The organism is Candidatus Nitrosopumilus sp. (assembly GCF_028278985.1).
Taxonomy (GTDB): Archaea; Thermoproteota; Nitrososphaeria; order Nitrososphaerales; family Nitrosopumilaceae; genus Nitrosopumilus.
Genome location: NZ_JANQTA010000020.1, coordinates 15,459 through 31,226, shown reverse-complemented (window position 1 = coordinate 31,226; position 15,768 = coordinate 15,459). Strand labels below are relative to the sequence as shown.

The window sequence follows — 15,768 nt, the reverse complement described above, 5'->3', positions numbered from 1 at the left end:
TCATGGTTTACTGCTGCATATGCACCTGGTTCATCAAATACCAAATCTACAATCATACCTTGTGAGCCACCGAGTAACCATGTCTCAGTTGCTGCAGATTGTACTCTGTTACCTTGAACAACTCTATCCAAGATTTCTCCAACAATGTGGAAGAATACTGGTTCATTGCCTTGGTTTTCAACAAAGAGTCTTACATGTTGATCATTTTCAACAAACAAGAGCTGTGATTGGTGTTGCTTGTGTTCAATTCCATTCCATGGTTGTGCAACAAAGATGTTCTTGTTAACATCACCATTGACAAGTAAGTTGTGTGCCATGTTTGGTACATAACCGAATTGATATCCGTTGACAACAGTTGCAGTGTTTTGATGTTTGAACATTGCACCTGCATCGTAGTTACCATCTTCTGTCAAATACATTTGGTTGTATTGAAGTTGGAATTCTAATGCATCTGCATCATAGAATTTTCTGTCGAGTTCACCGCTACCACTTGTCTTCTCTACCATGAGTTTCTTGTATCCATTTGCAGGATCAACAATTGTAATTCCGTACATGCCGGAAAGTACGTGTTGGTCCATACCAATTAGTTTGACACCAGAACAATGGTACTTGAAGATACCAGCGGATTCAGCGATGTAACAGTACTGACTTGTTTCACCAGGATTAACTGATTCAAAGTTTCCTGCTGACATTTGTGATGCGTGCATGTCGTTACCGTGACCAGTAACTTCCCAATCAGGGATTGTAAGGGTCATTTTAACAACGTCACCTTGTGTAACTCTAAGTGTTGGTCCTGGGACTTGTCCACTAAAAGTCATGGCGTTGAATTCTTTACCACCCATAAGTGGAAGAGTAACGCTTTCACCAGTCAAATTGAACTCAACTACGTTGCGTCCAGAATTTTCTAGTACACCACAGTCAGTTTCTGCGAATGCTTCAGGCATTACAAGCTGTAAACCTCCCATACGATGGATTTTCTCAATTACATCGACATCCATTTCATTGATATCGAGTGATTGTCCAGCGATCTGGGTTTGTGTGTATGTGCTTCCGAATAAGGTTGCGCCCATTACAGCTACTGCTGCAATTGTAAAGAGCATACTAACACGCTTATTCATTAAATGCGGTGGCTCTCAAATACTATATAATAATTCCCATTCGTGGGATATGAGATTATGAAGATTCATCAAAAAAGAATGAATTATAGGGAAAATATTCAGTAAAGTCAGCATGAAATTCAGATTAGATCAAGATTCACTAGGCAAAGTCAAAATTCCTTCAGATGCATACTATGGAGCATTCACTGGTAGAGCAATCAAACAGTACAATGTTACTGGTCACAAAGCCCACGAGAATCTGATAAAGTCATTTGTTATGATAAAGCGTTCAGCAGCAGTTGCCAACATGAAAACAAAATCCATCGATAACAAAAGAGGAAAAGCAATTGTTACAGCATGTGACAAAATCCTAGCAGGAAAACATGTTGATCAATTTGTAGTGGATATGATAAACTCTGGAGCTGGAACTGCATTTAACATGAACTCTAACGAAGTAATTTCAAATGTAGCATTGGAAGTAATGAAAAAGAAGAAAGGACAATACGAATTCTTACATCCAAATGATCATGTAAACATGTCACAATCAAGTAATGACACATACCCAACTGCAATGCATGTTGCAATTTTGATGAATCTAAAAGAGACAGTACCTGCAATTGATATTTTGATTAAATCATTAACAAAAAAAGCAAAACAATTCTCAACATTCAAGAAAATTGGAAGAACCCATTTGATGGATGCACTTCCAGTTACACTTGGAAGTGAATTTGCAGCTTATGTAACATCAATTACTAAAGCAAGAAACGAAATTGTTGTAGCACAAAAAGAACTTCAAAATGTTGCATTAGGGGGAACAGCTGTTGGTTCTGGTGCCAACACACCAAAAGGATATAGAAAAATTGCAATTGCAGAACTAGCAAAGATTTCAAAATTACCACTAAAACCTGAAAAAGACATGCAACATGGTTTACAAAGTAAGTTCGCAGTAGCCAGCATGTCTGGTGCTCTTAGAAACTTGGCATTAGAAATTGGAAAACTTTCAAATGATATCAGATTAATGGCATCAGGTCCAATTGCAGGATTAGCTGAATTGGGAATTCCTGCAGTTCATGCAGGTTCATCAATCATGCCTGGAAAAGTAAATCCATCACTTGCTGAATGCATGAATATGGTTTGTTTTAACATAATTGGGAACGATACTGCAGTATCTTATGCAGCTCAAAGTGGTCAGTTTGAGTTAAACGTCATGTTACCTGGCATGCTAAAGTGCATGTTAGAATCAACTGACATGTTGAAAAATTTCTTGCCAATATTTTCTGCAAATCTAATTGATGGTTTGACTGCAAACAGAGACAAGCTAAAAGCAGATATTGAAAACAGTCCAGTAATTGTAACTTTGCTTACACCAAAAATTGGTTATCTAAAATCTGCAGAGTTATTCAAAGAGTCATTGAAGACAGGAAAAACAATTAGAGAATTAGTTGTTTCAAAGAAACTAATGACAAACAAAGAAATCGATTCTCTATTTGGATAAACTATGGCAAAAATTTTCGTAGAAGCATATGGATGTTCTGCTAGCTTTGCAGATTCTGAAATGATTTCAGGGTTAATTCAAAATGGAGGTCATACATTAGTTGAGGATTCTTCTCAGTCAGATCTGAATGTTGTAGTTACATGTTCTGTAAAAGATGCAACTGCAAACAAAATGATCCATAGGATAAAGTCATTGAAAACAAAACCACTCATAGTTGCCGGATGTCTTCCTAAAGCAGAAAAAGAAACAGTAGAGAAATTTACAGAAAATGCCAGTCTATTAGGGCCAAATTCACTAGGCCAAACTCTTCAAGTAATCAATTCTACCTTAAAGGGAAGAAAAGAGATAGCACTAGAGGATTCTGATCTATCCAAGGTAGGATTACCAAAAGTTAGATTGAATCCTGCAGTTGGAATCGTTGAAATTGCAAGTGGATGTATGAGTGAATGCACATTCTGTCAGACTAAACTATCAAAAGGAGATCTTGTAAGTTACAGACTAGGAGATATTGTAAGACAAGTAAGAACAGAAATCAATGAGGGATGTAAGGAAATTTGGCTTACATCTACAGACAACGGATGTTATGGTTTTGACATTGGAACTGATTTGCCAACACTAGTAAATGCAGTTGCTGAAATTCCAGATGATTTCATGCTAAGAGTTGGAATGATGAATCCAATGTACATGCCAAGAATCAAAGAAGAATTAGTAAAATCATTTGATAATGACAAAGTCTTCAAATTTTTACATGTTCCAGTTCAGAGTGGAAGTGATAAAGTCCTCCACGACATGAAAAGAGGTCACACTGCCAACACTTACAGAGAAATTGTTCAAAAAGTAAGAGAGAGATTTGAAAACTTTACAATTTCAACTGACATCATAGTAGGATTTCCTTCAGAGACAGAGGAAGACTTTGAAAAGACTGTCAAATTAATCGATGAGACAAAACCAGAAGTGGTTAACCTATCAAGATACAGTGCCAGACCAGGAACTGAAGCTGCAGAATGGGAGCAAATTGATGTTAGTGAAGTGAAAAGAAGAAGTAAGAAAATTTTTGAGCAGATCAGTAAAATCACTCTAGAAAATAATCAAAAGTGGATCGGATGGACTGGTAAAGTCCTATTTGATGAAAAGACAGATGACGGAATCAAGGGACGAAATTATGCTTACAAGCCTATATTTGTCAAAGACATTGTGGATATCGGGCAATCATTAACAGTGGAGATCACTGATGCTACTGTCAGTAGTCTTGTTGGAAAGATCGCAAGCTAAATTTTTTAGATCTAAAATTTGATTAAAAAAACGTAAGAAGGTTTTTTATGGAAATCTGCAAATAGGATCAGAATGAGTTTTCAAGTTAAAGAACCAGTATTAGTAATTGGTCTAGGAGGAGCAGGCTCAAAATTAGCAATGGACGCTAAAGAGACCCTCAATTCTGACTGTATGATAATTAGTAATGACGCTAAAGATTTCAAACCAGGCGTAACTTCAGTTCACGTTTCAACTGAATCAGTGATTAATCCATCTGTTCAATTAATCAGAGGCTCAACTTACAAAGTATCTGAAGCAATCAAAGACAAAATCAATGGTTATTCAACAGTCGTAATGATGAGTAACCTTGCAGGCAAAGCAGGCTCAGCCATTGCCCCAGTTGTTTCTGAAATTTGTAAAGAATCCGTAGCAGGACTAGTTTCATTTGCAATAATGCCATTCAAGTATGAAAAAGACAGAATTTTCAACTCGGGAGTATCTTTGAAGAGAGTAAGAGAGAATTCAGAATGTACGATTGTTTTAGATAATGACGCATTACTAGAAAGCAATCCAGACCTTAGTGCAAAATCATGCTATGATATTGCAAATTCTGCAATTATGCACGTTGTAAAATCCTTAGAATCATCTGAAATCACAGGAGAAACAAACATTCTCTCAACAAGTAAAGAAGGTCAGGCAATGGAAGACTCTTTGAGAGATTCATTAAAGATGCTATATGAGAATGCACCACCAAATTCAGTAAAAAGTTCAATGTTGTACGTTGTAGGTGGCAGTAACATTCCAGTTGGAGTTTTGAATTCAATCACAAGTATGACTAGCGGCATAATCAGTGAAAGTCAATCACAAGTTGATATGACTTCAGACGAATCAAACGTTGTAATGCTATCATCAATACAAGGAATGACAAAATTCGATAACTATGATCCACTTGGAGCAATCCCTCAAGAAGATTCTCTTGACTGGTCAACTCCTGAATGTAGTATTGATTGTCAACTAGATCTTTATCAATTAGAATAAAATTATTTTTTAATTTAATTTTTTGAAAAGAATTATTCTTTTGGTTCTTCTTTCTTTGGTGCTTCTTTAGCTGGTTCTTCTTTCTTTGGTGCTTCTTTAGCTGGTTCTTCAGCTTTAGGGTCTTCTACAGTATCTTCAACCTTTTCTTCAACTGCAGGAGTCTCTTCTACTTTATCTTCAACCTTAGGAGTTTCTTTTTCTGGAACTACTTTAGATTCTGCTTCCTCATCATATGGAGAAACTAAAACATAACCTTCGTCAGTTTTACTCATTCTAACTCTGACTTTTCTTGGAGGACTTCTAACTCCTTTTGCCCAAATTTGGTGAGCTAGTTCTTCTTCGATTTTGATTTCTTCAACTTTCATGTGATGTCGAGCAAATTCTTTGATCATATTGATTGCTCTAACAGCTCTGTGTTGAGACTGAGAAAGTAATACTTTACCTAGATTAATTGTATAAACTCGTTCTAATTCCTGAGACATCTATCCTACCTCCACATCAGTTGATCTCCAAGCTCTACGTTTTGGATTTGTTCTAACACTTCTCTTTGTTCTAAGAATAATCCAAGCTGGTACCGGTGAAGTCTGCTTTGTTTTCTTGAGCAGACGAATCTTTCTTGGAGAAGACTTACGTGCAGCCATAGATTTTCAGGCACGCGGAGCTCTTTTTAAATGAATCTCAGGAATTTAGGCAGTTTTGTATCTGTTTGAGGATTCTTGCTGAAGCCCCCCAAACAATCTTCTTTTCATATTCAAAAGTATACATTTCTTGGATAATGTTATGAGAAGGATCTGGATCAACAGCCATAGTTTCTAAAAATGATTCTAGGGGAATATGAAAAATTTTTTCAACTTCAGCATTTGCTGTCAGAGAAGGAACTGAATCAACAATTGAAACAAAAGGCAATATCAGAAAACCAGAATTCAAAGTAACTACAGGTTCTAGCTGACCTACAACTTGGTCTTTTGAAATAATTAAACCAATTTCTTCCCGAGTTTCTCTTATTGCAGTTTCTAGTAAATCAGAATCAGATGAATCTAGTTTTCCTCCAGGAAAAGAAATTTCTCCAGCATGAAATTTCATACTTTTGGGTTTTTCAGTCATTATTACAATTGGTTCATTTCCATAAATTACAACAAGAACTGAAGCTAGTTTGTAATTTTTATCATTTGTAATTTGAGGATTCAGTGATGTGGTTAGTATAGATTTTAGATTTTCAAGTGGCATTAGATTTCTTTCCTACCATTCCATATGGGTTTTGGTATTCAAAGGTTTTAACCAAGGATTAAAGAAAAGAGATTATGACAATTAGATACGAAGCAAATCCTCCAAAAATTGTTCCGGATGCAGATGTATCTGAATTAATTGTAAAATTTGTAGATAAAATTAAAATAATTTCTAAAAAATGTGATGCAATACATCTAACTGAAAATGTTTTAGGATTTCAAAGAGTATCTCCAATTGAAGTAGGAAAAATTATCAAAAAAGAAATTCCCAACTTACCAATTACCGTTAGTCTTAGAGTTAGAGATAAGGAAGAAAATGAAGTCATAGAGTTTGTTGAAGAATGTGTTTCAATAGGCTTTGATGGAATTCTTGTTTTAATGGGGGACCCATCCCAATCAGGAAAGAAAGATTCCGGATTAATTCCTAGTAGAACTGTAAAAATGCTCAAAGAGAAAGGATTTGATGGTAAAATTGATCTTTATCTTTCAATTTCAAACAAACCTAATTTTGAAAAAATTGGAAAGAAGATAGATGCAAAACCTAAAGGATTCATGACACAGGTTGTGCAGAATTTGGAACAAGTTCAAAAATTAAATGAGAATCTAAAAGGATTTGATGTGATTCCCATCATTTTGTATCCATCACAGAAAAATGAAAAATCTGCAAAATTTTTGAATCTAGATTTTGAAGAGTATTCAAAAAATTTCAAAGATTTTGTTTCAAAAACTCATGAAATTACAGGAGATGTGTTACTTACATCTCCAAGTGATTTTAACGGATTGAATGAATTTCTAGATAACAAAATCTAAGTCTCATTGTTGATTGTTTATTGTAAACAATCAAGATGATTTAGTATATTGAATACTATTTGAGACTGTTGATAGTTTCAAAAAATAACCTACTGTTTGCAATCGGTTCCATTATTGGATTCATTACAACACCAATTATTGCATAATGGTTACAAATCTAGCAAGGCTTGAACCATTTTAGAAAAAATTAATCAAACCTACGTGCTGATTTAATGTGTAATTTTAGATAGTTATGATCATAGCAAGTAAGTTCTAACTTGTTTCCATCAGGATCATCAAAATAAAGTGAATATGACAAATCATGATCTACTACATGTTCTTTGGTGACTTTTTTTCCTATGAAAAGTAAATTCAAACTATCAACTCTGTTTAGAAAATCTAGAAATTTTTCTCCTGCAGTACTAAAGGCAATTCTGTTAATCGAACCATCAGTGTCTTTTACACCATTAAACAAAGCTAGTTTGACTGAACCATCTTCATTTCCAATGAATAAAGGTCCAATTTTTGACCACATTTCAAGTTCTTGAACTGGTTTTAGTCCAAAAATTTCCTCATACCATTTTGCAGATTTTTCTCTATCTTTTACTGAAACCTCAATATGATCAACATCCACAATTGAAAAATCGGTCAACATCAACAAGTGTTATTTTGCATATTAGTAATTTTCTAGGTTTTATTCTGTAAAGGCTTGAAGCAATTACTGGTTTTACGAGTTTTGTCTCTAAAGAACAAAATATTGTGCTTTGGGATGATGAACAACAATTGCAGCAGTTGATTGTTCTGGAATAATTTGTCCTGATTCAGTTAATGTCATACCTGATTGTTCAGGATGTAATAATTTCCAAACCAAATGATGCTGTGAGACATCAGGGCAACTTGGGAAACCCCAACTATACCTTAGACCACCTTGTTGTAAGTTCATTTCATTTTTGATTTTTTGGTTAATCCATTCAGCTAGGGCTTCTGCAACTTCAACTGCTAATCCATGAAGATAGTATGCATCAGTATACTTGTCTTCTTTATTCCATTGTTCAATAATATCAGCAACTTTGTTGCCTACAGTAACTGATTGAAATGCAACAACATCATCATTTCCAAAATAATCAGTCAAGCACAAATGCTCAGGTTTTGTTGAACGAGGAAAATCAAATTCAATATTTCCACCTTCAGGATTTTCAACTGAGAGTTTTCCATCTTTGTTTTGACATTTGAAATATCCGTAGACTACTTCAGGTTCAAAGAGTTTCTCACGAATTATTCTAATCTTCCATTCGCTTAGTAATTGTTCATGTTCTTCTTGTGATTCTGAGCCTGCTTTTCCTCTTAGACCCCAAGAAAGTTTGAAAAGAGATTTTTTATCAATTAGCTGCCATACTTCATCCATCTTAATCTGATCAGCCTTGAGTCTAATTGGTTCCCCAACGTTTGAAATTGAAGGTGGAGATGCTGGAACAATGTCACTTTTTGGAAGGTTTGCAGGATCTACTGAAGCAGTTGCTCTTTCTTTCCAATTTTCTAGTTTTTCTTTCCAATCAGACAAGAGTTTTGGTTTTTCATCTGAAATCAAAACATCCATTGTCTTTAGTCCTTCAAACATTGTGTTACAGTAAAAGACACCAGATTCATAGATGCCATCTTGTTTTGCAATTCTGTTTATGTAATTGCTGTTAATGGCAGCACCACCACACAATATTGGAATATCCATGTTGTTTTTTCTTGCATGCTCTACAAAGAATTGCATCTGTTTTGATGTAGATACTAACAATGCAGACAAGCCAACTGCATCAGGTTTAACTTCATCAATTTTTTCTAGGAATTTTTGTAACGGAACTTGTTTTCCAAGATCGTAGACGTCATATCCATTATTTTGAAAGATGGTTTTCACAAGATTTTTTCCAATATCATGAACATCACCATAAACTGTTCCTAAAACAAGTTTACCTTTGCTGGTTCCTTCTTCTTTGAGCAGATATTTTTCAAGTTCTCCAACTGCAGCTTTCATACATTCAGCAGATTTTAGAACAAAGGGGAGAATTAATTCTCCTGAGCCAAACTTGTCACCAACTTCTTTCATAGCAGGAAGCAAATCATCATTGAGAGTCTTGATTGCTCCTTCATGAGTAATTTCCTGAGTAGCATCCAAAGTGAAATTTCCATCAACTTCTTTTACTAATTCTGGTTTTCCCAAGTTTTCTGCAATTGCATACACTACATCATTTTGTATGCCATCTTTGAGCCTATTTATGATTCTAAAATTTGCTCTTTTTCCTGCAGGCCATGAAGGATCGACATCTACTTTTTTCTCAGTGGAACTACTTTGTGGTCCAGCCTTTTCAAAATAAGAAATCAAGTCAGAAAGTGCATTAGGATGTGTATTGTAGATTAAATCTTCAGCAAGTTTTCTTTCCTTCTCATCAATTTCTCCATAAGGGATGATTTCTTTTGCATTTACAATTGCAGTATCTAATCCAGCCTTTACTGCATGATACAAAAATACAGAATTGAGAATTTTTCTAGCATACGGAACTAGGCCAAAACTAATGTTGCTTAGACCAAGTGTTGTAAATGATTGAGGATATTTTTCTTTTACAAGTTTGATTCCTTCCAAAGTATTTTTTCCAGCATCAAGAAATTCATCTTCGCCTGTAGCTAAAGTAAAAGTCAAAACATCAAAAATGAATTGTCCAATTTTTAATCCATATTTTTTTCCAGTTTCATAAAGTAATTCAGCAGTTGCAACTTTTTGTTCAGGTGTTTTGGCCATTCCGTCAGGACCAATACATAAGGCAATTGCAGGTAATCCATATTTTGCCATAAGTGGTGCTAACTTTTCAAATCTACTTCCATCGCCTTCCAAATTAATAGAATTGATTATTGGTCTACCAGGAATTTGTTGTACTGCAGAATCAATAACATCTGGATCAGTAGAATCAATTACCAACGGGGCATCAATTTCTAAACTCAGTCTCTTTACAAGATTTAGCATGAATTCTTTCTCATCAGAACGCTCAGTTGTTGCAACACATACATCAAGACAATGTGCACCATCTTCTACCTGAATTCGTCCAAGATCAACTAGACCATCAAAGTCATCTTGAAGAACAAGTTTCTTTGCTTTTCTAGAACCCTGTGTATTGATACGTTCTCCAATGATTAACGGTGCAGGAATTTGTTTAAGATCAACTGCTTTTAACGCAGAACTAACTCTCGGAATGGCCAATATTGTAAAATCACCAACGTTTTTCTAAATACTTAACCCTTGAGAGAGTTAGCTTTTTCGTCAATTACTTTTCTTAGAGCTTTGATGTGTTCAGGACCTGTTCCACAACATCCGCCTATGATTCTAACTTTTTTGTAATCATTAAGAAAATCGCCCAAAACACTGCTCAACTTTTCAGGGGTCATCTTGTATACAGCACAGCCTCCCTCATTTTCAGGCATTCCAGCATTTGGTACTACCAACAAATTTTGATCATTTTGCTCATCAAGCCATCTAACGCTAGGAGTCATCTCAGTTGGACCAGTAGAACAGTTCAATCCAAAAAGATCAATGCCCATATCACATACAGTTGTGTATGCAGCTTGTACATTGGTTCCAAGCAACATCTTACCATATTGATCCAAAGTAGTATTTGCAATAATTGGAACTTTGGTATTTGTTTTTTTCATTGCATTATGGCATGCTTCAATTACTAATTTCACTTCCAAAATATCTTGACTTGTCTCAATAAGTAATGCGTCAACTCCACCAAGAATCAAACCTTCAGCTTGTAATTCAAAGGCTATTCTGATTTCATCAAGAGGTTTCTGTCCTAAATCTGGATCATTTGAACTTGGAAGAAACCCAGATGGTCCCATAGAGCCAATTGCATATCGTGGTCGATCATTATATTCAGCACAAACTTCAGCTGCTAGTTGTGCAACTTTTTTATTAAATTCAATTGTTTGATCACCAAAACCATATTCATCTAATTTTATTTTATTTGAACCAAAAGAATTTGTTTCAATACAATCAGAACCAGCATCCAAATAATTTCTATGAATTTGTTTTATCCATTCAGGATGAGTCAATACTAATCCATCATTGAATCCATCTTGATTGTTTGGAAAGTCTTCAGGTTTAGGATCATATTTTTGAATTTCAGTTCCCATTGCACCATCAAACAATAGTACTTTAGATTGGATTGCTTGCAAAAAGGGTTCTTTCTCAGTCAATTTGATTTGAAAATAAATTGGCACAGTTTAACTCTTTTCTGAAAAATCCACGTGAAAAGAAGGTATACGTATGTTGAAATTAGGTCAAGATGAATTTTTTGTACATTTATGCAAAAGTCTCAAGTAAACAATTTTGTTCGTAGCGCCACATTTTTTCAGCATGCAGGCATCTCCATTGTCTTTGTCTTTATGCCCTTAATTGCTAAAGAAGTCACTGAATCAGTATTTGAGATTGGACTCATTGTAGCCTCGTTTAGTTTTGCTCAAATTCTCTCTGAAATCTACTTTGGAAGACACTCAGACAAGAAGGGAACCAGGCTCAAATTCATCAGAATTGGCTTTATTGGCTGTGCTGCTGCGTTTGGGTTGCATATTTTTGCTGAAGACATTACAATGCTGTTTCTGGTCAGAATTGCAGCAGGGATTGCAAGTGGAATAATGATTCCCGCCATGATTGCATATGCATATGAGGCAAATGTGGAAAGGAAAAGAGCAGCTACTGTAATCTCATTTCATGCATTAGGATGGCTTGCTGGAATTGCAGCTGCTGGAATTGCAAATGATTTGAAATTGATTTTCCTTATCAGTGCTGCATCATTTATTATTGGATTAATGTTTACAATGAAACTTTCAAATCCAAAACAAGAACAAGAATTAGAGCCAGGAACTACAAAAAAAGTAATTTCAAAAAATAAATTTTTGTTTTTGTCGTTATTACTACGACATATTGGAGCATCAGCAGTTTGGGTATTTCTTCCAATAATGATTGTAGAAGAATGGGGTGGAGACTTGTATCACATTTCAATTGTGTATGTCTCAAACACACTTACTGCATTTATTTTGATGAATGTGATGGCATCAAAAATTCATTTATCAAATGTAACAAAATTCAAAATTGGGATTGGGTGTACAACGTTTGTTTTTGTTGGATTGTCATTTGTTACTGAATGGTGGATGGCAATGCCGTTTATGTCACTTGTTGGTGCAACATGGGCATTCTTGTTTATTGGTGGAAACTTTCATCTCATGGATAACAATCCACGTTCAACTTCAACTGGAATATTTAGTTCAACGCTTTCTATTGCAACAGTTGTAGGACCAATTGTTGCAGGAGGGATTGCATTTTTGTATGACTATACTGCAGTACTTTACTTTGCAATAGCAATAATCATTTGTGCATTCGTAGTATCACTAAAGGTTAGAAAATAAAAAAGAAAAAAGAGAATTTGAAGTTATACTTTTCTTATGGTCCTAGAGGATCCAATTGATTTGGCTGTAGAGCATTAAGATATTCCTTCATTTCCTTACCACAGAATTTGTTTTTGAAAACTCCGGAATTATTACTACATTCTTCAGCGGTTTGTTGAATCCATCCTTCATACACATTAGGCACTGTTAAGACACCTTGACCACCTTGACCAGCATAGCCAATCACACGATCATCAATATCAGTTCCAAATTCTTTTGTGAGAATTATTGAACCAACGATATCAGCATCTGTACCATCACCATTTCCATCAGGATCTGGATCCACTACAAGTAGATTATTTGCAAACTTGCTTGATACATATGCATAGTATCCACCACCGTCTTTAGCACCCCATTGTACACCATGACAACCAGGTTCACATTGAAGAACTGCTACTACAGTACCAGGATCAGAAGAGACATCAACAACACCAATCTTTCCACCCAAAGTTAGAGCAGTTACCATCCATTTATCGTCTGGACTGATTGGAGTCTGAATTGGAAGTCCTAACAAACCATTTGGTACACTGAAATCAGAACCTGCTACAAGCCAATCAATTTGACCAACAGTTGAACCAGTAGATGGGTCTATTGCAGTCATAGAATTTCCTAAGAAATCAGCTGTGTAGAAAACAGATTCATCTCCTTTCATACCAGTAGCAATTGGGCCAAACAACAAAGCATCTGAAGTATCAACAGAGTTATCATCCAGATCAATTATTGATGCTTTCAGTCCAATAAAGTCCGGAGTAACAACATACTGTCCAGAACTACTAATCCAGTGTCCATGTGGATGTGAACGGAAACCTGTTGAGATTTGTCGAGTCAGATCATATGTCTCAGAATCAAATTCAAAAACAGCATCTTCGCCATTCACAGCAATGTAAACATCACCAGTAGTTGGAGATGTCATGACATGTGAAGGGGATTGTCCTGTGTAAACTTCTTTAACTAGTTCACCAGAATCCCTGTCAATTATTGCCATTTCATTTCCAAACCATTGAGTTTGATAGATTACTTCGTTCTTGGCATCAGCCCACATGTTGTGAGGATGATTCATGTTGATTTCAGGTAATGCGATTTTTTGTTTGATCTTCCAATCTTCAGTATCAACTACAGTAATTGTTCCAGGTTTGTCATCAGGAGAGCCTTCATGATTCTTGGCTACTGTTAACTCAAACTGAGTATTTACCCATACTTCACCTACACCACTAGTAACAGGATCACTGACATTTGGAATTGGCATACTTGAATCTAATTCAAGTCCAATTACCACATCAGGAGCACCACCAGTTGAAGTAGTTAGTCCTAATTCAGTAGCAGCAAATAATGTAGTTGGCGTGTCGTAAGCCAATGCTGCAACTATTTGTTCAGTATTAGTTGTAACTAAAACTGGAGGAAGACCAACATTCCATTCAGAGTCATTATAGTCCTTCCAATTGTTAGGATCTGTAATAATGTAGAATATTTTCAACAAAGTAGTAGCTAATGGATGTGTGGCAGGAACAGTAGTTGGGAAAGTAGGATCATCAACAGGTCCAGTTCTTGTTAAGACTGTGAGATTTTCTGACAAGTCTAACAATGGGAATGGTGTATCAGAATTACCACCAATTAACAAATTAGTAGTTGGATCATCAACAATTACTGCACTGAACATGTATGGATGTATTTTACATACAAAGACATACAGTCCAGGAGTTTCCAATCCTACTGGAAGTCCATCTTTATCTGTCAACATTGTTGAGCCACGAATTCCTAGTTGTTGATCAAAGTGACCGATACTTGCAGCACTAAGTATTCCGTTGCCACCAAGTTGAGCAGCATTTTCTGGATAAATCAGAGTAGTGATAGTATGTTTTGTTTGAGAGTCTTTCATGCCAAAGAGCACAGTTTCTCCAGGATTAATTACAGCAAGGGAACGTGCTTCTGAATCAGAGAAGTGAGTTCCGGCACCCGGAACAGTTACCTCTAATGCATCACTGATGTATGAAAGTGGGAAACCAGTTCCTGCTCTTGGTTCAATTAAACCAAGTGTTGCAAGATATTCATCTAGTTGATCTGCGACACCAGCATCAAGTGTTTTCATCCATACACCTGGTTCATCACTAAGTGTGAATGTTGCACCAATTACTGGTAAGTCATCAATTCCATGGTGAGCCAAACTCATCATACCACTCATTCCCTGTTTCATGTGATCCACGAAATGACAGTGATACATCCAACCTTCCATGCCTTTTCCATTTTCAGCTTCATCATTGTCGCTAGCTTTGATTAGGAATGTATGTCTCTGCAAAGGAGTGATCTCCTTTACATCAATAATATCCTCAACCGCTTTCTTTTCGTCACTAATCTCTTCAGTCCACCTATGACCATGCAAATGGAATGCATGAGTCTCTTCACCTAAACCAATTACGTGGAATCTGTAGATTCCATCATGTTGAGTAAGGAGATTAGGGTTTGTCCAAAGAGCAGTCTCTCTAACACCGGAATCGCCAGAATAGTTATTTGCAGTATCATAATCGATTTCATTTCCATAGAAAACACTTCTGCCTAGAGCCTCAGATGAGACCATCCACAGGATGAAGTCTTTTTCAATATCTTTGACTCGGACATCTTTAATTTTTCCATTTTCACCGACTAAACCATTGACTTTACCATTTGCTGGATTGATAATGACGGTACCAAATAATCCTAATTCTTCTGCACCAACTTCATTGATTGCAAAAGTGTGATCATGGTATGGCCATGCGCCAGATGTGCCTGGAGCAGCAACCCAATGATATTCTATTTCTTCACCACATAATGCACCTGAATCTTCACTCATATTCATTCTAGCATATGATGCATCATCACTAATGTCGTAATGAACACCATGTACATGAATTCCGAGCATTGAATTTTCAGAGTACGTTGGTAGTGGGCCAAATGGTGCACCATCTAATGGGTGACCAGGACCATCAACAAACATTTCATCACATGCACTGTTGATTAAGGTGACATTTGCTTCGTCACCTTCGTTCATGATAATTGTTGGACCAGGAATTGAAGGCTTGCCAGAATACATTGTTCCAACTAACTCTTCACCACCATTGCCGTTTCCATTATCATCATCGTCATCATCGTCATCATGATCACCGTTTGTGATTGTATAAGATACCATTCTGTATGCAAACAGACCGTCAGGCATTGCTACTGCTTCCATTGTAATGTCGTGAGTGTCTCCAGATAGAGCTTCTACAACAAATGGAAGTTCTGTATCCAATGTGTTATTTTCTGTTGTGTTTGTATCAAATGCAAAAACTGACGTTAATGCAATTGAAAGTATAACCGACGTTATTATCATTGTTCTCGTACGTTGCATAAGTTATTGGTACAACTTTCAAACATG

13 protein-coding genes are annotated in these 15,768 nt (G+C 36.0%); 5 read left to right on the top strand and 8 right to left on the bottom strand.

Annotated elements, in window-relative coordinates; translation table 11 throughout:
• The coding region (locus tag Q0941_RS07295; RefSeq protein WP_299292538.1) for a multicopper oxidase domain-containing protein at positions 1 to 1,100 on the bottom strand (1,100 nt) is incomplete at its 3' end.
• A 130-nt stretch (positions 1,101 to 1,230) separates the two neighbouring features.
• On the opposite strand from Q0941_RS07295, the gene Q0941_RS07290 reads away from it, so the two are divergent.
• The 3 genes from Q0941_RS07290 to Q0941_RS07280 all read left to right on the top strand — a co-directional run bounded on the left by Q0941_RS07290 (position 1,231) and on the right by Q0941_RS07280 (position 4,881).
• Entirely contained in the window at positions 1,231 to 2,592 is a 1,362-nt protein-coding gene (locus tag Q0941_RS07290) for an aspartate ammonia-lyase (RefSeq protein WP_299292534.1), read from the top strand.
• A 3-nt stretch (positions 2,593 to 2,595) separates the two neighbouring features.
• The gene (locus tag Q0941_RS07285; RefSeq protein WP_299292532.1) at positions 2,596 to 3,864 is read left to right on the top strand and encodes a tRNA (N(6)-L-threonylcarbamoyladenosine(37)-C(2))-methylthiotransferase; all 1,269 of its coding nucleotides are present in this window, start codon (positions 2,596 to 2,598) and stop codon (positions 3,862 to 3,864) included.
• Positions 3,865 to 3,936: 72 nt separating this feature from the next.
• The gene (locus tag Q0941_RS07280; RefSeq protein WP_299292530.1) at positions 3,937 to 4,881 is read left to right on the top strand and encodes a cell division protein FtsZ; all 945 of its coding nucleotides are present in this window, start codon (positions 3,937 to 3,939) and stop codon (positions 4,879 to 4,881) included.
• 32 nt (positions 4,882 to 4,913) lie between these two features.
• Here the strand turns inward: Q0941_RS07280 and Q0941_RS07275 are convergent, their stop codons facing one another.
• The 3 genes from Q0941_RS07275 to Q0941_RS07265 are packed head-to-tail and all read right to left on the bottom strand — an operon-like array spanning position 4,914 to position 6,108.
• On the bottom strand, positions 4,914 to 5,363 hold the full coding sequence (locus Q0941_RS07275; protein ID WP_299292528.1) for a 50S ribosomal protein L31e: 450 nt from the start codon (positions 5,361 to 5,363) through the stop codon (positions 4,914 to 4,916).
• Positions 5,364 to 5,522, bottom strand: a complete 159-nt coding sequence (locus Q0941_RS07270) for a 50S ribosomal protein L39 (protein WP_299292527.1) — start codon at positions 5,520 to 5,522, stop codon at positions 5,364 to 5,366. It lies immediately after the preceding gene.
• A 37-nt stretch (positions 5,523 to 5,559) separates the two neighbouring features.
• Positions 5,560 to 6,108, bottom strand: coding sequence for a CoA pyrophosphatase (locus Q0941_RS07265; RefSeq protein WP_299292525.1), 549 nt, complete (start codon positions 6,106 to 6,108; stop codon positions 5,560 to 5,562).
• Positions 6,109 to 6,182: 74 nt separating this feature from the next.
• On the opposite strand from Q0941_RS07265, the gene Q0941_RS07260 reads away from it, so the two are divergent.
• Entirely contained in the window at positions 6,183 to 6,917 is a 735-nt protein-coding gene (locus Q0941_RS07260; RefSeq protein WP_299292523.1) for a 5,10-methenyltetrahydrofolate synthetase, read from the top strand.
• A gap of 187 nt (positions 6,918 to 7,104) precedes the next feature.
• On the opposite strand, the gene Q0941_RS07255 is transcribed toward Q0941_RS07260, so the two are convergent.
• From Q0941_RS07255 to Q0941_RS07245, 3 genes are all read right to left on the bottom strand, one after another.
• Positions 7,105 to 7,548 (bottom strand): VOC family protein, encoded by a 444-nt coding sequence (locus Q0941_RS07255; RefSeq protein WP_299292521.1) that lies wholly within the window; start codon positions 7,546 to 7,548, stop codon positions 7,105 to 7,107.
• A gap of 90 nt (positions 7,549 to 7,638) precedes the next feature.
• A complete protein-coding gene (locus tag Q0941_RS07250) occupies positions 7,639 to 10,137 on the bottom strand; it encodes a dihydropteroate synthase (RefSeq protein ID WP_299292519.1) in 2,499 nt (832 codons plus the stop codon).
• Positions 10,138 to 10,169: 32 nt separating this feature from the next.
• The gene (locus tag Q0941_RS07245; protein WP_299292517.1) at positions 10,170 to 11,132 is read right to left on the bottom strand and encodes a homocysteine S-methyltransferase family protein; all 963 of its coding nucleotides are present in this window, start codon (positions 11,130 to 11,132) and stop codon (positions 10,170 to 10,172) included.
• Positions 11,133 to 11,240: 108 nt separating this feature from the next.
• On the opposite strand from Q0941_RS07245, the gene Q0941_RS07240 reads away from it, so the two are divergent.
• A complete protein-coding gene (locus Q0941_RS07240) occupies positions 11,241 to 12,341 on the top strand; it encodes an MFS transporter (protein ID WP_299292515.1) in 1,101 nt (366 codons plus the stop codon).
• Between the two features lie 34 nt (positions 12,342 to 12,375).
• Here Q0941_RS07240 and Q0941_RS07235 read toward each other — a convergent pair whose 3' ends face one another.
• Positions 12,376 to 15,723: a multicopper oxidase domain-containing protein gene (locus Q0941_RS07235; protein WP_299292513.1), complete on the bottom strand. Its 3,348-nt coding sequence runs from the start codon at positions 15,721 to 15,723 to the stop codon at positions 12,376 to 12,378.
• Positions 15,724 to 15,768: the final 45 nt, after the last annotated feature.